Annotated in this window: 9 protein-coding genes; 2 read left to right on the forward strand and 7 right to left on the reverse strand. The window is 35.2% G+C overall.

Annotated features, from left to right (window positions below; all coding sequences use genetic code 11):
• Positions 1-674 precede the first annotated feature (674 nt).
• Together K4L44_08835 and K4L44_08840 are read left to right on the forward strand one after the other, a co-directional pair.
• Positions 675-11,000 carry a T9SS type A sorting domain-containing protein gene (locus K4L44_08835; protein ID QZE15921.1) on the forward strand — a complete coding sequence of 3,442 codons (10,326 nt, stop codon included), beginning with the start codon at positions 675-677 and terminating at the stop codon, positions 10,998-11,000.
• A gap of 6 nt (positions 11,001-11,006) precedes the next feature.
• Positions 11,007-11,681, forward strand: coding sequence for a T9SS type A sorting domain-containing protein (locus K4L44_08840; protein QZE15922.1), 675 nt, complete (start codon positions 11,007-11,009; stop codon positions 11,679-11,681).
• 417 nt (positions 11,682-12,098) lie between these two features.
• Here the strand turns inward: K4L44_08840 and K4L44_08845 are convergent, their stop codons facing one another.
• The 7 genes from K4L44_08845 to K4L44_08875 all read right to left on the reverse strand — a co-directional run bounded on the left by K4L44_08845 (position 12,099) and on the right by K4L44_08875 (position 21,320).
• On the reverse strand, positions 12,099-12,269 hold the full coding sequence (locus K4L44_08845; GenBank protein QZE15923.1) for a hypothetical protein: 171 nt from the start codon (positions 12,267-12,269) through the stop codon (positions 12,099-12,101).
• Positions 12,270-12,595: 326 nt separating this feature from the next.
• Positions 12,596-13,579, reverse strand: coding sequence for a transposase (locus K4L44_08850; protein QZE15924.1), 984 nt, complete (start codon positions 13,577-13,579; stop codon positions 12,596-12,598).
• A 1,214-nt stretch (positions 13,580-14,793) separates the two neighbouring features.
• Complete coding sequence (locus K4L44_08855; GenBank protein ID QZE15925.1) at positions 14,794-16,389, reverse strand: alpha-L-fucosidase; 1,596 nt, start codon at positions 16,387-16,389, stop codon at positions 14,794-14,796.
• 529 nt (positions 16,390-16,918) lie between these two features.
• Positions 16,919-18,163, reverse strand: a complete 1,245-nt coding sequence (locus K4L44_08860; GenBank protein QZE15986.1) for an IS66 family transposase — start codon at positions 18,161-18,163, stop codon at positions 16,919-16,921.
• A 3-nt stretch (positions 18,164-18,166) separates the two neighbouring features.
• The gene (locus tag K4L44_08865) at positions 18,167-19,081 is read right to left on the reverse strand and encodes an IS3 family transposase (GenBank protein QZE15987.1); all 915 of its coding nucleotides are present in this window, start codon (positions 19,079-19,081) and stop codon (positions 18,167-18,169) included.
• Positions 19,024-19,341, reverse strand: coding sequence for a transposase (locus tag K4L44_08870; GenBank protein ID QZE12701.1), 318 nt, complete (start codon positions 19,339-19,341; stop codon positions 19,024-19,026). Before K4L44_08870 ends, K4L44_08865 begins: the two co-directional genes overlap by 58 nt.
• A gap of 269 nt (positions 19,342-19,610) precedes the next feature.
• Complete coding sequence (locus K4L44_08875) at positions 19,611-21,320, reverse strand: sulfatase-like hydrolase/transferase (protein ID QZE12702.1); 1,710 nt, start codon at positions 21,318-21,320, stop codon at positions 19,611-19,613.
• Positions 21,321-22,157 lie beyond the last annotated feature (837 nt).

Genomic DNA, 22,157 nt, shown 5'->3' on the forward strand with positions numbered 1-22,157 from the left:
GACAAGTAGGCTAGACTATAAAAAGGAGTACAAATGTACATATTATATGTAAAACACAAGCAGAAATAATAAACCTATTTTAAAATATAATATAAAATATTCACTATCACTAAAGATAAAGTATAACGCTTTGTCCCCATCAGTACAAGAACTAGTAAAACACCTCATTTAATTAAACGATAGAGAATCGAGATTCAGGAAAATATTATTTATCTACCAAACCTAAAGAATCTTGTAACTTAACGTGGTTTCAAGCGACAAATGCAACTATTCTATCCAAATTTAACTTTTTATAGACCTCAATAGGCTTATTGTATTTTAGTTTTTTTCGAGGTCTATCGTGGATTCAAGTCATAAATGCAACGATATATTCTAAGTAGGAGTATCTAAGAAAATCTCAATCTCCAGAAAGATTATGCTAAAAATAAAAGCAATGCATCAAAATATATACGCAAAAGATGGATGAACCTCAAATAATAAAAGAAAGTATTTCTACTCATCATAATATTTGAAACTCATTATATCATGTACCGTAATTGTACCTTTTCTCAGAAGCATAAATTCATTATAACATATTATCTTTAATGATAATTAAGTGTTCTTGTAATTTTTGTATTTAGACGACATAATAAACATAAGAATACCATTAATCATTAAAAACCAAAAGGACAAACATGAAACAAAATCTACTATTATTTTTAACCCTATGGTGTATGCTCTGTAGTGCATTAACATCGAGAGCACAGGTCCCTGCATTCTCTACAAATCCCACTTGTTTGGATGTTGATTATGCGAATGATAAATTAACAATAGATGTACGTGCGGTGAGTAATGTGGGAGACGACGAAGTGTTAGACTATCTAGCACTCTATTGTGATGGAAAGCAAATACTTAAGCTTCGTCATTTTGGTGACATGGAATACTATGAAACTAATCCTCTATTTAAGTATAATAGAGTTACATATATAGATGCTTACGGTGGAGGTAAATTGGGCTATAATGAACAACGAGGATTTTTTCTTCTTCAGAAAGGAGACCAATGGGCTTCATCTAAATTAGATTGGGAATCAGTGGGCTTTACCTCTAGAAATGTAGAAGGCAAATCTGGAGATGGAAAATCCAATGATGAGATTAATATAAAAATATCCCTGCCTAAAAGCTTCATTCCTAAAGAATGGAGAGGTAAAAAGAAATCGTTTTCTGTCTCTTGGCGTTGGTTGGAGTATGATTCGAACGGAATCAATGAATATATTTATACACCAAGTAAAGGAGGTGCAAATAAAGAGACTAAAAACATCTCTTTTCCATCCTTCGAACATCCATACCCCGCCGTCCAAAGTGAAGAGGATATTGTGGACAACTTTATTGAGAAAGAGAGCATCTCTGAAGATGGGAAAAATTTGCTTTTTGATATCCTTGTTTTAAATAAAAACATAGAAAATAGCAACACGAATGATGTTGTGCTACAGAACACTAAAGTTGTAGTAGATGAACATGAATTGTTTAAACTCTCTAAGACCAAAACATACACAAAAGGACTGACTTTCAAGAACAATATCTCTTCCAATGCGAAAGAAGTATATGTAAATACCAAGATTGGATTCCTGGAAGACAGTTGTACATTCAAACTTTCAAGTGGAAATTCTGAGGTAAAGATAGTAAAAGTCGAGAAGCAAGTAGTTGATCCGTATCTAGATCGTTTGAGAGTTACAGTATCTGTACCCATATCATCGCTTGATAATAATATACGAGGTAAAGAATCGACCATTAAAGCAATTTCTAAGATTCAAAGATATGATACAAAATGGTACGACAATGAACTTCTTTACAAAGATGTAGACGTAGAGAACACCAACTATTATATTCCTCATAATGTGGACCTATTCAAAGATTTGACATACTCTTTAAATAAGGATAAAGGAGAGATTGTGATCAACTTATTTGAAAAAGACTCCTTAAACTCAAGCATGTATGCTCAATATGCTGATATGACAATCTCTTTAGGTCTCAATAATAAGATGAAGGAGTTCAAGATAAATACATCCCAAAAGAATGATACGATTAAGATTAGACGAATCATAGAAAACCATAGAACTAGACTTTCCGCAACGATAGCTTATATAGATACCACATGGTGGGGTAAAGATATAGATCTCCATATAAAAGGAAATTTTCAGTATAAAGTGAAAGAAAATTCGGCGGGGTCTTTTCAAGTAGATCACATGATTCATGGTTTTCATATTGCTCCATTAAAACTATATGTTCACAATATTCAAGCATATCGCAACTGTGCTACAGGAAACAACGATATTTTCATCGGATGGGGTAATGTTGAAGCCAATAACGGAGCTATAAATGTTGATATTACACAGATAGACAAAGATGACAAACCTATAGAAGAGGAAGTTACGAACATTTCGGATGCGAATTACACTAAATCAACCATATTAAAGGGGGTCTCTTTTAATAGCGACAATGAAGCATATTTTAAAATTGATTTTAAATTAAAACAGAATGCAACATCTCCTCCATATATTGTTTCGTTCAAGAAGACTGTAAAGATGGTTTTTGATCCTAAAATTTGGGGAGTGGACAAATACTTTGAAGCATCTAAAGGGAGTAGTAGAGAGAATGTAAGACTTTCTTGGAGATATGATAAGAGCTCTATCAAAAACTTTCAAATTGTACGTATTAACCCTACAAACAATAACGAAAAGAAAACTTTTGATTTAATAGATAGCAATGCTCGTAGCTTTGTAGATAATACTGCCCAACCAGGAACGTTTTATAAATATCTGATCTTTGGTCTATCTGCTTGTAATGATATGACAGACACGCTTTCTTCGATTGGATATAGATCTGTGAAAGGCTATATTTCAGGTACATTATCTTATGACTCTGGTGCACCGGTTGAAAATGTAAGTGTTTTGGTGACACAAGAATCTAAGCTTATCTCTTATGGATTGAAAAGAGTGGCTTCATCAAATGTTGGAGAGAATCCATCTGTAAATACAGAAGAGCTGTCAGAAGAAGAGAATGGCTCCCTTTTTTCAACCAATTTTAATGCTTCAAATTTCACTTTATCTCCTGAAGATAATACAGAGAATATTAATGAGGAAAAAGGGATAAATAGTTTTTCTGTCGGAATGTGGTATAAGGTTTCTAGTTATTCTAATAATACGATACACTTCTTTGGATTCTCAACAGAAAATTCTGAGAATATCTTTTCATTGAACTATAAAGATGGATTTAAATGTATTATTGGAAGTCAAAAGAATTCAGTCGATATTATTTCCAATAGTTCTCTCTCTCTAGTTACAGGAGAATACAAACAACTGTTTTTTGTATATGATGCCTCGATCAAAACATCATCTATCTATCAGGATGGTGTAAAAGTTGCTAGTCTCGAAAAAGAATTGACAATCCCAAGTTACTATCGCTCTATTCATGCCTCTTTTGCGGACAATATTGAAGGGGTTGATGAAGTTTCGGTTTGGAAAAAAGCGATATCTGAAGATTGGATACATCAAAACTACAATAGATATCTTATTGGCAACGAAGAGAGTCTTATAGCATATTATCCTTTTAGCGAAGGGGTTGCATCTATAAATGGTGAAATAACATTGGAACAAGCATATGACTATTCATATCATAATAGTGTATATAATTCGCAACATGGAGTACTTGGTAATGAAGCAGCATTTAGTGGTCATGGCCCCTCTCCAACAGTATTAAACTATAAAGGAGTTTCTGATAAATATGGTAACTATTCGATTGTATTTCCTTTCACAAATCAAAGTGAAAGAATTACACTTACTCCAAGTTTCGGCAACCATATATTTACTCCATCACAAAAAAATGTCTTTATTTCAAGTTCTAATATTGTTGCCAATGGTCAAGACTTCATTGATAAAAGCTCTTTTCAATTTAAAGGAAGGATCCTTTATGGTCAAAGTCAAAAGATGAACATTGAGAATATGTTTATTGGTTCGATTAATAATGTCGACAAAGATATCACGAAACAGAGTGAGAACTTATACAATAGTTATCTGTGGGGTGAACATGTATACAGTAAGGGAGAATATCTATATGATGCTTCACAAAGACAACTAAAAGAGTATACTTACAAGGTTCCGGTGAAAGGTGTAAATATCTATGTGGATAGTAAAATGGCTGTAGATAAAAATGGAAATCCTATTAAAAGTGATGAAAAGGGATGTTTTAATATTACAGTACCTGCAGGAGAACATTATATCACAGTAGGAAAATCGAAACATCATTTCATCCATCAAGGACGTTTTCCTGCTGCGACAGAGGATAATCCATATAAAAGATATGATTTTCAATCTGATTTTATCAATCCAATCACCTTTATCGATACCACTACTGTTACAGTAATTGGTCGTGTTGTTGGTGGAACTACTGAAGGTAATAAACGCCTTGGTTTTGGGCAAGATAGATATGCCGTAGATGACAAAAAGAAGAGTGAACTAAAGAGAGTTCATGAAACTTCAATTAACAATATTGGGGAGGCGATAGTAAAGTTCACACTTTTGAATGATGGAGATATTAATAAAAAGTTTACACAATGGATTCAGACCAATAGTACTACAGGAGAATATTCTCTCTCCATGTTTCCTGAAAACTATGTAGAGGATGCTGTTTACATGAAAAGTATGGTAGATGAGGAGTTGCAAAATTCTACTTATCCTGACGGGTATACTCCTTTTGAAGGAACATCTTTCAACAAAATGTTAAACCTTACTTCAAGCCTTGTACCTACAATCGACGTGGATACTTTATTTGAGGTTAATGGCAATGTGTATCGAATTGATAGCGTAGTGTACAATGCGTCTCGTAATTTTGTGTACCAAAGTACACCTCAACTAGATGTTTTTCCTACCAATGGAGATATATGGGGCTTGAATAGAGTATCATATAGTAAACTAGCCACAGAAGCGGGAGAATCTGATATTGAAAAAGATACACTAACCACTAATTTTAAATATCCTGTATATAGATATAAAGATAACAGCTCCTTCAGTGTACGAGTCTTTGATAAATATTATTTACCAAATGAATCGCCAAAGGAACAAAAAGAGAGCATTAATCCATATCGTCAAGGAAAATTAGTTGTACATAATACAATTGCTGAATCGAGAAAAGATGAAACAAAAAATGTAACCAAGGATGTCACCACATTCTCATTTGTTGTTGGAGCGCCAAACTTCAAATCTCCTTATACTAGGACAATAGGTATTAAGTTTCTTATGAATGATGTTGAGCTAAATTCATGGGGATACGATACATCGAAGTCGATCATTGAGGAGCCAGAAGGGAAGGTCGTATGGAAAGGTATTGTTCTTGGAGCGAAATCTACTGAAGGCTCTAGTGTACTGACAGCAGGACCAGAAATTCCAACCATGATTTTAAGAGATCCTCCTGGATCCAATTCATATGCTACTCTTGAGAAGGGAACAACCTTTACTTCAGAAACCTCTTTTTCTGCTGGCTATAGCAGTGAAACAAGTAGTACGTTAACGATCTCTTTAGGTCCTGATGCTAAAATTCCTTTTCTTGGAACTGAAATTGATATTACGGATGATATTGAGATGGGATTAACGACTGCTTTGAGTATTAACTCTTCTGGTTCGTTCTCATCTTCTTATACATTGAATAAAACTTGGACTACCAATGACGACCCTGCATATGTGGGGGCTCAAGGAGACCTGTATATTGGTGAATCTTACAACCTTTTGTTGGGCAAGAGTACCGCGTTACAGTTCATAGATAGTGCTACCGAAGGAGAGGATCCTAAATTAGAGTTAAAATCAAGAGCCTCTTTCAATGTAAATAAGTCAGGGACGACCAATTTTATCTATTCGCAGTTTTATCTTTTAGAATCTCTGATACCTACCTACCATAAGTATGCCAATGGTACGCTTGAACTGCCAAAAGATGATACCCCATCAGAAAAGTATAATGTGGTAGAGAAACGAGATGCTGCATGGTATGGGGAGCAGGCAACTCTATGGGAGGATATCATAAAGAGAAATGAGGAAGACAAATATCTTGCAAGTAAAGGAGATTTGTATAAAAGAACGAAGAATAGCATTAAAGATCAAATTGCAGCTATTAAAAAAGATTTGCAAAAGTTGAACGATGATAAAAAAGATGAATCTAAAGATTGTAAAGAGATTGATGAAGAGATAAGAAAGCTTGAGAACAAAAAGAGAAATTTGGAGGATAGAATGGATCGTCTTCGTAAAGGAAGCAAAGATAACATTTCATTTGATGCTGGCGTTGGAAGTTATGAAGCAGCCAAGACTGTCTCCACAATGACCAATGCCTCGATAGAGACATCTATCTCTTTGTCGGCATCTGCTTCAACAACCTTAGGCCTAAAAGTAGGCGGTGTGGGTTCTAATCTTAAAATCAACACAACAAACTCATTATCCGCATCATATAGTGATTCGAATGGACATGAGGAGACCCGAACAATATCGTATGTATTGAAAGATTCCGACCAGGGAGATAATTTTAGTGTGGATGTACATGATAGTGCAGATGGCAATGGACCTATTTTCATTCTTAATGGAGGAACTTCAAAATGCCCATATGAACAAGCATATAAAACTCACTTCTTCAAAAAAGATGGTGAATTTGTAACTATTGGTAAAGGAACATGGGCAAGAGAAAGCGTCAAGCTTTCATACGATCCCAAAGACGATAAGAATCAAACTCTCTCTTTGAATGACATACCTACCAATATGGTTAAATCTATTCCGATCTATATGATTAACGACAACCCAGCTGGAGCTGAGGGGGATTATTGTATTGAAATAGAACAAGGGTCCAACCCACATGGTTTGATCGTAAAGATGGATGGTTCTAAAATAGGACGTACTTTTTCTATGGATGCCAATGAGTGGTTGATGAAAACAATTACAGTAGAGCGTGGAGAAGGGGAGATTTTCGATTACGATGATGTGAAAATAGTTTTACACTCTATTTGTCAATATGGTAATACAAACCAAGAAGACATCGCATCAGTGATTTCTCTCTCGGTTCATTTTCAAGAGGCTTGTTCCGATGTTTCGATGGTTGCTCCAGCAAACAACTGGATTGTGAACAGTCATAACAAGGATGGACTACAAATTAAACTAGGTGACTTCGACGCTACTTTAAGTAAATTCCAAAAGTTTGTGTTGCAATATCGTCAAGGTTTAAATGGAGAGTGGATGAATATTCACACATTCTTTAAGAATCAAGAATTGCTTGAGGGTGCAAAACTATCAAATGGTATGGGAAGTGTAATCCCTGAAGGAGCTTCCACCTTAGAGTATACTTGGCCTATTCAGAATAGTGAGCGTGCGGAAGGAAATTACCAATTGCGTACTTTATCTTATTGTGAAAATAATATCTCTAACAGCTCAGAGGTGCTTGATGGAGTTAAAAAGATGAAAGTTCCTGTTGTATTTGGTACGCCGCAACCGAGTGATGGAATTCTTTCAATAGGCGAGTCGATGATGGTTTCATATACGGATGATGTCGTTAATGGTAGTCTTCATGCCACAATGTATGGAATGTTAAATAATACGATGTCTACTGCTGAGCAATTTCATGCAGTCTCTCTTCAGTTCAACGGTCCAGAAGTAATGAGCATCTCCAACCCTCACTTAAAAGATGGTTTTGCGATGGAATTTTGGATAAAAACGAATCAAGATGTCGATGGAGGAACTATTATCCTTCAAGGCAATCAAGATAGTTTTGATCAGAAAGTGTCGCTGAATAGTGATAACTGTGTGGAGTGGAAGTTAAGAGATCCTTCAAAAAAAGGAGACGATGCGTTTGTGGTAATCACTGCAAAGGAGCCTTGCAGCAAATCTTCATTCAAACGATACGCTCTTGTCTATGATAATAAATTAAGGGAGATGCGTTTATATGTGGATGGAAAATTAGACGTTCGTCAAGAGTCTATAAATATTCAATATGACTCGGATCGTAATATCGCCCTTGGAGAAGGATTGAAAGCTCAACTACATCATCTTCGTTTGTGGAGTGAGCCTATCGATGAAGTGAGCTTAGTAGAGACAAATTATAAGACGCTAAATTCAAGCACAAATCATTTATATGCTGCTTATCCAATGGATGAGGCATCTGGAGTTGTAGCGCACGATATTGTAAATAATAATCATGCATCAGTAACAGACAATTGGAGCCTCGCACAACAGGGATATAGTTGGAAATTTGATGGTAGTCATGCTCTCAGTATGGATCTAACAGAAGATATCTTGACAACAAAAGATAACTTTACACTTGAGTTCTGGTTCAAAGGAGAAGCACAGAGTGCCACACTATTTAATTTGATTAACGAGCGTACAGGAGATAGACGCAGTGATTGGGAAATCCAAAGTAAAATAGATGGAACATTACACTTCTTTTATAATGATAAGGATTATCCAATTTCAACCACTCCATTACTAAATAATCAATGGCACCATTTAGCAATGACCTTGGATCGAGCCAACCAGTTAAAATTCATTATCGACGGAGAGGTTCGTTATTCGAATTCTGAGGTGTCAGATATGGGTATCTTTTTTGGACCTACTGCATCATGGGGTGGAAAACGTTCCATGAATGATGATTTCACCTACCAAACAAATCATTTTTTCACTGGAAATATGGACGAAATACGATTGTGGCGTGGTGCTCGTAATGTAGAACAAATTCGTGCGTTTAGTTTCCTTAGGATGAATATGAAAACTCCTGGTTTAATTATGTACTATCCTTTCGAAAAAATATCCACTGCAGTTGGTGCTACGATAAATCCTTCACTATCCTCCGGGCTTTTGAATGATCCAATATTAAAGAATAATGGTTCTGATAGTTTTGACCATTATGATGTTCCTAAAATAATTCTCAATTCACCAAAACAATCAATTGATTGTGATTGTACGGTACGTGAAAATAAAGTTGTGGTGACACCTCCTGAAGGGGTCTCTTTACTAAAATTACAAAATCAAACATTCGAGATGTTTTTGGATGGCGTATATGATAAATATGGAAACCAAGCTTCGCCAACCTATTGGACTGTTCATTATGATATTAATAGCTTAAAGTGGAATATAGACAATGATAATATCGAAACCACCCGTGGAGAAGCGTATAGTGTAAAGTATAAGATCATAAATCGTGGGGCTACTAAATATAGCTTTACTATTGATAATATACCTTCTTATATAACAGTATCTCCTTCTAGTGGCACTGTTGCCGCAAATAGTTCGAAAGAGGTGACTGTATCTATTTCCGAAGATGCCAATATTGGAATCTCAGAAGAGGAACTTTTTGTTGTCGGTGAGGATGGAATGCGTGATGCTATTAAGCTGAACGTGAACATTAAGGAGAAAGCACCTGAATGGAACGTCAATGTAAAGGACTATGAATTCTCTATGAATATCGTAGGTAATATTATAATCAATGGCGTAACCTCACGAAACGTAAACGACAAGGTTGCTGTATTTGTTGGGAACCAATGTCGTGGTGTTGGAGAGATGACTTACAATAAAGAGCTAGATAGCTATCTTGTCTTCATGACTGTGTATTCGAATATGACTGATGACATGAAAGAGCCAATTCATCTCTTATTGTGGAATGCTTCCGAAGGTCGTATCATGGACGATATTTCACCAATGGATATGATATTCGAAATCAATGCAGTGAAAGGAAGTGCTAAAAACCCTATTCCATTGGAGGCGACAGATATATATCAAAACAGATATGAATTTGCTGCTGGTTGGAATTGGATGTCTGTAAACTTATTAGAAGGTAACACCTCTGATATACAAGAGATATTTAAGGATGCAACGTTGAATGTGAATAACCAGATTAAAGGTCAAGCTTCATTGCTTCAATATAATGAAGAGCACCGATGGGAAGGTAATATTTCATTCTTAGATGCAGATAAGATGTATATGGTTAAGTTAAATAACCCTGCTACAGTTACCATCAAAGGGAAACCTGTGTCTATAGATAAATCTATTGCATTGAAAAATGGATGGAACTGGATTGGTTATTATCCATCATACAATCTACCTATAAATAATGCCTTAGAAAACTATGTGGCAAATACTAGTGATGTGATTAAGACACAAGACCAGTTTGCAATATATGAAGAAGGTCTAGGATGGATTGGAACATTAAAAACAATGCGACCAAATAGAGGTTATAAGTTGAAGTGTTTAGGGGACGATGCAAGACTAAAATATCCGAGAAGATCTTACTCACATAACGCTTTACATAAGTCCGCCATGATATCTAAAGATTCAGAAATGAGTTTAGGATTCGGTATGCCTTGGACATGGTCTTTTAACAAACATGATTATAGTTCAAACATGAATGTGATTGCGGTTGTTGATGGACAGAAGATGATACAAAAAGGTGTGCACCTAGGTGCTTTTGTTCAGGATAAATGTGTTGGCGTTGCTGAGGGTGTTCGTGTCGGTCTACTCTCTGACACCTATTACTTTATGACTATCATGGGAGACATTACTCCAGAAATAGTCGAATTTCGTATGATCGATGGAATAACAGGAGAGAACTATGTTGCAAAAGAGAAAGTAACGTTCTCTAACAATCAAGTTCTTGGAAACATATCTGAACCTGTTACTCTTCATATGAAAATAGACAATAAGGATAAAAATATACAAGATAACTCCCTAAGAGAAGATGCGCTTCGTTGTTATCCTAATCCATTGCGTTCCGTTTCCAATATCGAGTATACGGTCTATGAAAGCGGTTCTATCATGCTTCGTGTAGTGGATATGCAGGGACGTGTAGTTTCTACATTATTAGAGCGTAATAATGATAGTGGAAAATACCATTTAGAGTGGGATGGAAAAGATGCCAATGGCGAGAGTCTTCCTTCTGGTGTGTATATCTTACAATATCTTGAGGGTGGTAGCACCAAAGATATGGAAACCATTCATATCATAAGATAAAATGCTATGTATAGATTAATAGTAATAATAGCACTACTCTTCTCTTTGAGAGGAGTAGCTGCTCCTCCAAACTGGACAGTACAGATTCATAAATTCGAGTTCTCTATGACTATGATTGGAACTGTGGAGGTGGATCATATATTTATGACGCAAAAAGACGATATGATTGCTGCGTTTGTTGGAGATGAATGTAGGGGCGTGTCGAAAATATATGTAAGCAGTGAAAAACATGTAGCATATATGATAGTATATGGTAATATATCCTATGATGATCCCGATAAAGTTCATTTTAAAGTATATGATTCTAATTCCGATCGTGTCGTTGATATGAATAATTTGATTGACTTTAAGATCAATGGTATTTTTGGATCTACTCCAAATCCATACCTTTGGAGTAATACAGAGCAAGCTACTAGCTCTGAGGACAACTCTTTCATACTTGAAGCATTCCCAAACCCTTCTGTTCATGAAGTACATATTAAACTTAAAAATATAGAGAAGAAAAATGTCTCTGTAACCTTGTTCAATTCAGAAGGTATAGAGATGAAACGATCGTCTATCGATTATTGGAATGACAATATTACGATAGATGTTTCTTGGCTGCCTTCAGGGGTCTACATTATCGTGCTTGAAACATTAGGATTTATAGATAAACGAAAAATTATTGTACAACGTAAATAAGTTTTTTACAAACTTTAAAAAGGACTAAAGCTAGAGGCAGAGATCATAGATCTAGGTCTCTAGCTTTTTTATAAAAACGTAATCTGTTATCCTTTTGCATAAAACCCATATTCATTTACTAACTTTTTGAGCATGATGTCTTTTAAGCAGAAAAAAAATATTAATATAATGCGTTCATTTAAAAATACGATTCCAACAGGTCACTCTTTTATTTAAAGAATATATCTATTTATCACATCTCTATAAGAATGATTTTCACCTCCTTTATCTTTACAATGAATAAAAGGGGCAGACGGTGTACCATTAATCTCAAAAGATTGAACATTTAATGTCCCCTCTCCTTTTATAGCAATATCCAATACTGCATTCCCAAAATAAACATCTCTTGAGGGAACCTCTCAAAATCGTTTTTTCAAATTAATGCCTGTATCTCCATAGAGATAAAAAAATACAATCTATTTCTGTCATCACATAATCTACTTTTAAATGATTGGATGTATGTACTAAGCCATCCTTTAATTTCTTCTGATCAGACTTCATTTGAGTTAAATAGAATGGATCAATCCATAAATTAAGTGGATTAAGCATATATTTTAGTCAAACGATATACGAAAAAAGCGGTATCAGTTGCACCTCTTTCTGTAGTTCTAAAAGCTTATATTTTGCATTAAATGATTCCATTAAAAGCATTCGTGCTTCTATTATATATCGAGCATTATTTGTGCCCTTTGTTATTACGATATTTATAGTCGACAAATTAAGTAATATCCATACCTTCACTGTATCCCATACACATCCATACACCGTAGAGACATACTCACTTAAATACCAAATTTAGATTGTTAAAATTTGTATACGTATATTAATCTCGTCATATTTTATGTTAGTTCATTTATTTCCTAATTATTCTAAATTCAGACAGCGTCACGCAGTCTTGGATCTTTTACTGCATGACCTATTTGATACTCCTTATTATCCCTAATAAGCGCATATGCAATACGTAACATTTTATTGGCAATATTGGTCATAATAACAAAATGATGTTTCCCCTCGAGCTTTTTTACATGTTTATAATATCTCATTTTAGGGTCATGCTGAGATGCTACACTTGCACTCATAAAAAACTGTGTTTTGAGGTCTTGATCACACTGTTTGCTTGTTCTTGACTTCTTATTAACCGTTCCACTTTGATTCTGATATGGCGCAACTCCTGCAAATGCAGCCATCTGTTTTGCATTACAAAGACGTGTAAAACCTCGAGTCTTAACCAATAACATTGTTATACTCATTAAACCAAAACCAACAATACTATCTAGAATCTTAAAGTACCTATTTAACTCAGAACAACTCTTAATACAGTTCTTCATTTCACGCTCAATTAGTTTCACTTTTTTCTTGGCATTCTTTATTTCATCCTTGCAATAGGTGCAGGCAAAAATAGATGACGATGGATATTGATTTCTAGCTTCCATCTCATTTTCAAGTGTTTGAATGTATTTCATTGTCTTCTGTCGAATACTCAATAAACGAGAGAGTTCTTCAAAAACGACAGAAACTTTCTTCTCCCATCTTAATCTATCAGTGAAACGTAAAGCGTATTCCCGAATAATCAAAGAGTCCACTTTATCATTTTTAGTTTTGATGTTTTTGAATGCATTACGAACATAATATCCTGATAAAACTGCTACTGGAATGTCCATCACTAAACAAGAATGAATTAGTTTTTGACCATAACTACCAGTGTGCTCTAATACAACAGCTGCATCTTTAGATAGTGAACCTAGAAACTTAAAAATTGCAGGGAAATTGTTTGTAATCGTTTTGTAAATAAGTTTGCCATTTCTTGAAAAACATACATCAAACTTTGCTTTTGCCATATCAACTCCATATATTTCCATGATCATATATTTTATGATATCCGCATGAGTGGTTTTCGTTATTCCTGGGTTTAAATACCCTACATACTCATTAACTTTTTCTCATTAAATCTGTGTTCCCGAAGTCTCTAAAAAACTTTTTGCTTGACAAGGCAGAGGGTTAATGCACAGAATGGATATCTTGTTAGATAATAGGGGAAATTAACATTCCTCTATTATTTTATCAACTATTATCTATGTGTACAAAGGAATAACAAGGCACTGCCTTGACTAGGGGCATCAGGACCAGTCTTTGGGTCGACTGGCATACTGAATGTTATATATCAAACCAATATCCTATGAACTGTTGTTGATTTGATTTAAGTTTGTTCTTGCATTCAAGGTCTTGGATGTCGTCTAATTGTATGATATGACACAAGGCAGTGTCTTGTCTCTACGAATGCAGATACATATCATTTGAAATCAGAAATATTGTAGTATATTATTCTCACGGTATCCCATATATGTCCACTTACTGATCCCGTATATATCTCTACGGAGGATGCAACATGTTTGAAATGTATTTCGAAAATATCTGAAGAGGAGATATTTTCCATTTAGTCCATATCCTCATTTTTCTTAAACAAGTTACTGGTCCACCAAAATATTGCCTGTTCCAATAGAATCGACTATTTTGGTGAATATTAACAACAAATTTTCTGAATTGTGCATTGCGCCTAGTGGTATCTTTGCCTTTTCAGGTAATTCAAGAATATGATCCTAAACAATGCTCTTTTCACTCTCATTTGTTCCATCACAAAAAACCAATAACTGTTGTATAGTGTTCTGTCCAAATAGAATAGACAATACTTAAAACTAGAGATAAATGCCAATTAGTATTTTCTTTTATTAACTCTTCTAAATCACTATATTCAAGGTCAACTCTGGTATTTCATGTACATTATAAAAGACGTGAGAAATCCTTTATAAGATACTGAACATCAGTGATTTTTGCAAGAAAACTCACATTAATCTACTGATATTCAAGCAGTTGTTTTTTGTTATGTACTATAAATTATTTTACAATGACATATCTGATAACAGATAATTTAAGTATCATAAAAGTCAACAAATATTATCACGTTTATCAAGATTACCCACTAAAATTTGGAAAAAACCAGATTTCTATAAGCACTTTTTATTCCGTAAATTTTATTAATAGAATCATAAACCTTCAATATTTCATTTATTTCAGATTAATCAACTCCTTTAATCTCAAATACCGTTACAAAATTAGTTGGTCGATGATTAGGGACATTTAAAATCAATCCATCTTCTTTCTGTTGATAATCGACCTTCTTTCTAGCCCCTAACATCTTAATAGATTTAATGTGACCAGGTTGTTGTTTAGAACTGGTTCCTAAAGATGGTATTTTGATTTGTCCTTTTTGGGGATTCAGTACAAACATATAGAGCGTTCCTTTTTTTGTAGTAAAGCGAACTTCATTACTATGAAACATAGGACTTGCAATGGTTCTTTGATTAAACTGGTCATTTTGGAGCTGTTTCTTTAACTCTTTCGCATCAACCTCCCTAATATTGTCACTATTCGCATGATTCGCATCAGATCTCAGGTTATCACCATATATTTTCCAAGGCTTACAAGCATAAATAGCATCCCCATTTATTTTCATCCATTCACCAACCTTATCAAAGATCTCCTTTTGGTCTTTTGGCATAGTGCCATCAGGAAGCAATGCAATGTTGAGCAGTAGATTTCCATTTTTACTATTCACATCGACTAAGGTCTCGATAACGGTTCGTGCATTATGCTTATTAGGTCTGTCTTTTTTATAGAACCAACTATTTATAGAGAGAGTACCTTGCCAACGTTTTGGTAAAATTATACTAGAACCACCTTTTTCAAAATCTTTAATCGTAGAGGGTTCATCAGTAAATTTACCACATACTATAGCATTAAGTTTACCATATTTCTTTAATTTATAATTATAGAAATCAGTGCACACCTCTTTTCCATATTTACCATAAGGGAAATCATGTCCATCAAACCACAACATATCTACATCATACTTTGTAACGAGTTCTCGATGTCTCTTTACCCAAGTCTCCTTCATCTTTGTTTCCCACTCTGGAGTCCTCTTTTCAGGGGGCAAACCATATAAGTTCGCTGGATCTAACCCCTCCCACCACTTACCAATGCCATCTGCCTTAGTCATATGTCCATCATAAGGTACTCCTTTGTATGGCCCTGTCTTATCCGCACCAAAAGCAGGTAACCACCATTTGAGAAACCGATCGTCATGGGAACTTACACCAAAAGGCAATCCATATTTTCTTGAAGATTTTTCGAATTCACCAACGATATCTTTATGAGGTCCAACATTCACGGAGTTCCACTCAAAATAAGTGGAATTAAAATTATCAAACCGGTCATGATGGTTTGCTAATATCATAAAATATTTAGCTCCAATCTTTTTAAAATACTTTAATAGTACATCAGTATCTAGATTTTTCGCTTTCCATTCATTCAATACATCTTTATATCCAAATTCAGAAGGATGACCATAGTGTTCACAATGATACTTATACGCATTCTTTCCCCACAACTGCTTCCCAACATCAGGCATATATAAATGTCGGGCATACCATCCCCCACCCATTTCAGGTTGAACCTGTGCACCCCAGTGGGCCCAGACTCCAAAACCTGCATTTTCAAACCATTGAGGACACTCAAATTCATTCTTCAGTTCCTCCCAAGTAAGTTTTTTTTCTTGTGCAGAACCGATAAGAAATACGAATAATAATAAAATTGTACTTGCTATTTTTTTCATATCACTATCCAATCTTTTATATTTATTTAAAATCTTATTAAAAGAAAGATTGATTGTAAGACAAAAACAATCGAATACCCTGTGTATTGATATATATTATATTTTACAAACATCTTACACTATAAATCTTGAAATAAAGGAATTAAGTCATTCACAACAGACCTAAACATTTGTATTCATCATAAATATAATCATTTAAAAATGTTAACAAAAGAAAAACAACAATTAGCATTTATTAGCAATTAGATGTTTACATATACTTAACAATACTTCGGTAGTTTTTAGGCAACACTAGTCCCATATAATCGCATCTCTTTGACCGCCTTTTGTATTTTCTTTAAGTTTGTACTTACACTGAACTTAGATAAAAATAGATTTAGCATTAACTCATTGAAATTTATTGTTTTGATCTTCTTTAGAGAGAAAGGTGTTTGTACTTGATTTCGAGTAACTACTCAGCTTCATTTATAGTTTAGCCTCCATTCGCTAAAGAATGGAGGTTCAGAAAATATATAATGTGTAAATTATTTTATTGCCAACTGACCTTAAGATGGTTTTGAGATAACCAATGAGCAATCATTCTCACTACACTCTTTCCTTGTTTTTTAAGTGTATCAACAATAGAGCGTAACATGGCATACCTTTGGGCTCCTTCTTCTGTTCGATAACCTGCAGATACTTTTTGTTTTATTTTAATATTACGTATTGACCTTTCGGATGCATTGTTGTCAAAAGGAACTTCGTAATACTCTAAGAAAGTAAACACACTATCAATCCTTTTAATTAATCGACTCCGTAATGTCTTGATCTCATCTAGCTGATCGTCATACTCGTCATTTTCCAACAGTAATAAAAGCTGTTCTTTAAATATTGATTTTTCTTTTAAAGGATATTGGTTCTTGGCTGATTCTCTCTTTAATTTCATGGCTTTATAGAATATATTCAAAATATCCTCTGCCCAACTGTTATTCGTTTGTTGTTTAATGTAGATTAATTCTCGTTGTAAATGTGCTAAACATAGTTGATAATGTTTGGCTGGAGTTTTTAATTGTGAAGCATAACAGTCACTGACTAAGGTCGCATTAATAAATCCTTTTTTAAAGTTTTCTACAACAACTTTATACCCTCTAGACTTGTTGGCTGTAATGAATGTTACCTCAGGATTTTGCCATACCCACATCCACCCTTTGCCTCCATTGATCTTGCAACCTGTTTCGTCTGAGCCAACTACAGTGGATTTGGATATCGATTCACGAAGTGATTCATATAAAGGAGTCATCACCTCTTGAGCTTTATTTAAAATATTAGTAATAGTCCCATCTCCAATTTTAAATGATGTTATCTCTTCCACTAGTGAACCAATACGGTTTAAAGGGATATAATGTTCAACATACAAGCTTACAATTAGTGATCGTAAATGAGAACCGTATTGGACAGGTGCTTTTATATTCGAGGGCATAGAACCTTTGTGTAGTTGACCACAACTGCATCTATTTTCATAAAGACGATGCTCAGTACAGATTTGTTCAAGAACAGGTGGTATGTCAAAAACCTGACGTTTGCATAACAAGCTAGCGTCTTCTTGATTTAATGTATTACCACACTGACATGTCGATGGAGGATAATATGACTCTATGCTTGTTGGAAAATCACTCTGTTGTAATGTCGATCCTTTATGTTTGGGTTGACCTCCGGGTTTCCTAGTGGATTTATTTCGAAGTGATTGATTTTTCTTTACTGTATGTAATGGATATGCAACAAAATATCGGACAATTAATTAAGCCACATTAAAATATTTCTGTTTCCCAAATTCGAGAGGAGTCAAATAACCAAGTGTTGCATGTCTTCTCTGTCTATTGTACCAAATTTCGATGAATTCAATTATGTCTATCTTAGCTTGGAAATGAGAGTGGTAGTGTTTATGATCAATCATTTCTGATTTGATAATTTTAAAGAAACTTTCTGCAACTGCATTATCCCAGCAGTTTCCTTTTCTGCTCATACTTTGTTTTATTCGATCTTTAACTAACTCATCTCGGAATACTTTTGCTGTATATTGTACACCTCTGTCGGAATGAAAAATCATACCTGGCTTGTTATCACGGTTTATTTTAGCCATCCTCCATGCTTTAATGATTGTACACTCCGTGGTCATATTATCTGAAAGAGACCATCCTATTACTTTTCGATCAAAAAGGTCTATTACCGTTGTTAAATAAAGCCACCCTTGGTCTGTTGGAACATAAGTTATATCAGAGACCCAAACTTTTGATGGTTCGTCAGGTGAAAACTTTCGATCCAAGTGGTTGTCTGATATTATATTTGAATGATTAGAATCAGTTGTTTGTACCTTATATTTCTTATTTACAATACTTTTAATGGATTCTTTTTTCATTATTCTAGCAACTCTATTTCTTGAAGTAACAACGCCTTGTACTCTTAATTCTGCTGTAATTTTATGACTGCCATATCGGTATTTAGATTGTTCGTATATTTCTCGAATACGAATAGTATCCTCCTTTATAGCAATGGATCTAGGAGCTTCTTCTCTTGATAACCAATCATAAAAACCACTTCGACTCACTTGCATAACACGGCACATATCCTCGACAGTAAATTCGTTGTTAAACGTTGCTATAAATTCATATTTGTGCTGTCGCTCTTGGAGAATATGCTCACTGCCTTTTTTAATATATCTCGCTCTATTTGTGTTTTACGAAGTTCTGCCTTTAGTTCAGTAATTTCTTCTTGTTCAGCAGTACGAACAGGATTACCGTTCCCCTTAAAACTATTCTCTTTGAATTGAGTCTGCTCACTAACCCATCGATATACCATTCTTCTATCAAGGTCCATATCCGAAGCAACCTCACTTGTTGATTTGCCACTAAGACAGAGGTTAACAACCATTGTCTTGAATTCTTTGTCGTAACGTTTTCTTTTTTTTATTGTCATGTTGTAAAGATAAGTGCTTTATCTAATTGTCCGAACAAATGTAGCACATCCAGTTACATCGGTTGATGTAAATGGGATGCACTGTTTCAGATATCAAATGATATGTTTCAGCAACTATCGATATATATATCGGATACGACATCGATTGATGTAAACGGGATGCACTGTTTCTGACATCAAATGATATGTATCTGCAACCGTAGAGACAAGGCACTGCCTTGTCTAAAATCATGCAATCCAACGATATTCAATACGTTGAATCCAGAAATTTAGTGGATTACCTCTATATATTTGTCGTGAGGAGGCATCCACTTCTTTAAATAAGAACTATCTTTTTTCACATTTTGGGGATAACCATAATGGGTGAATACAATAGGATTGTCTGCTTTTCCTTGAACATCTTTGAAAGAGATTGGAGTAAAGATGTTTGCATTATATTTAATTTTCACCGTATCACCAGGAAGCAAAACGACCCTCTTAAAACGTTCCAAACTTTTCAACGCAGTCTCTTTGGTAAACCCTCTGTTCTCATCACTCCCATTCACTGGATCGATATAGTAGGTATTTCCTATTCTCTTTTTATTTACCCAACGTTCGGGATGCAGTTTGTCGTACTCCTTTCCATGATGCAATCCGATAAAAACAGGATCTTTCAGTTCTGATTGCCAACCATCTACACGATTCTTTAAAGCATCTCTTTCTTGATCCGAAACATTATTCAATGGTGTGGTCTCTCCAATATCCTGCTTTAAATTATAGATCTCTTGTGGTTGATCTCCTACTTTGATAATCTTCTTATCTCCACAACGCAAAGCATAAGAGCCAGTATCAAAAGTTCTCCATGCCAACTGCTCATGAGGCACCCCTCTCTTCTCTCCTGTAATGTAGGGAACAATATTTACCCCATCCAATGGGTTCTTTGGTTTGGCACCAGAATAGACCACAGCAGTAGCGAAGATATCCAACGAAATAACTGGTTTATCATATACCTGTCCTCCTTTGATCTGTGCAGGCCATCTCATGGCAAAAGGCACATGTACTCCCCCTTCGTATAGCGAACGTTTTCCATCGCGCAACACCCCATTATTGGAAGCATTATGCTGTTCTGGGCCACCATTATCTGAGAGAAAGAAAACAATCGTATTGTCTTCTATGCCCTTCTCTTTTAACTTCGCTAGAATGCTTCCAACCCCATCATCGACAGCACTAACCATGGCAGCATACGTACGACGCTTACGATTTTTGATATGAGTAAAACGATCCATATATTTCTTGGTTGCCTGAAGTGGCACATGCGGAGCATTATAGGCTAGATATAGAAAGAATGGCTCTTTTGATGATTTATCGATAAAAGAGACTGCCTCTCTTGACAGGGCATCCGTTAGATACTCTTTCTCTCTTACACGCTCCCCATTATGAAGAATCTTCGTTCTATAAGTTGCAGATTGCGAATTGACATCCAGATAGTCATCTATATTTAGATTCTTTGGAAAATACATATGCCCTCCACCAAGAAAGCCAAAAAACTCATCAAATCCGCGACTACGTGGATGTAATTCTGGTGTCGTTCCCAAATGCCATTTACCAAGCGCCATCGATCGATACCCCTCTCTTTTTAAAGTAGCAGGAATCATCTCTTCGCTTAAAGGAACCCCTTGATTGGAATCATTCGGTGTAAACAGCGGATTGCGACCAAAACCAAATCGTTCTTGATAACGACCCGTCAAAAGCCCCGCCCTACTTGGACCACAAACACTATACGAAACATATCCATTGGTAAAACAGACCCCTTCGTTGGCTACTCTATCTATATTGGGAGTAGGAATATCTTTACACCCATTGAAACCCACATCTTGGTAACCCATGTCATCGGTCAAGATCACGATTACATTGGGACGTTGTTTGGCCGGTTCAGTAGATTTGTTACATCCCACTGCCCCGAGCAAAAGCATCGGAACTAAGTTCTTCATTAAATTCATCTGATTGTGTCTATTTTATGGTTTATTCATCTTCATGAGAAGAGACGACCTCTTCATCATCATTTAGTTCATTTTCATTCGTCATACTCCCTAAACACTGCAAGTCAACGAATAAGGGTTGATGCAGAGAGAATTGTACTAAAATACGCATATTCTAAGCCAAGAACAATTCTATACCTCAATATCAATTGGCTACGCTATCGAAAAACGATAAATCTTAAACTTATATATCAAATACATTATAAAGAGCTTATCTTAAAAATAGGCAGATCCACTTCATCATGATAAAATAATTATAATAAGACTTAGAAATAACGAGATCCAAAGCCACAGGGATGCCATTCTTATGGCATGATCCATTCGTTATTTTAAATCACTTACACACTTTTTGAAATAGTGCCCTAACAGAGTTTTTGCTCCTCTCTCCTTCCTGTTTGAAAGTGGATTGATTCTTACTTTGACCATATAGTGCTCATATCTCCTCCATGGTTCATTCACCGAATCGATGGAGAATCGATGGAGAATCGATGAACAAACCATGAACAAACCATGAACAAACCATGAACAAACCATGGACAAACCTACTAGGAAACCACTACCAAACACGAATAAATGGGTGTCCACAGATTTCACAGATTATCACAGATGCTATCTATGGATTGTGACAACGATGTTCTACTGTACTGATAACTTAGAGATTAAACCATAACAAGCCTACTTGAGAAACACTACCAAACACGAATAAATGGGTGTCCACAGATTTCACAGATTATCACAGATACGATCTATGGGTTGTGACAACGATGTTCTACTGTACTGATAACTTAGAGATTAAAC

The sequence above is a fragment of the Prolixibacteraceae bacterium genome, assembly GCA_019720755.1.
Lineage (GTDB): Bacteria > Bacteroidota > Bacteroidia > Bacteroidales > Prolixibacteraceae > Halosquirtibacter > Halosquirtibacter laminarini.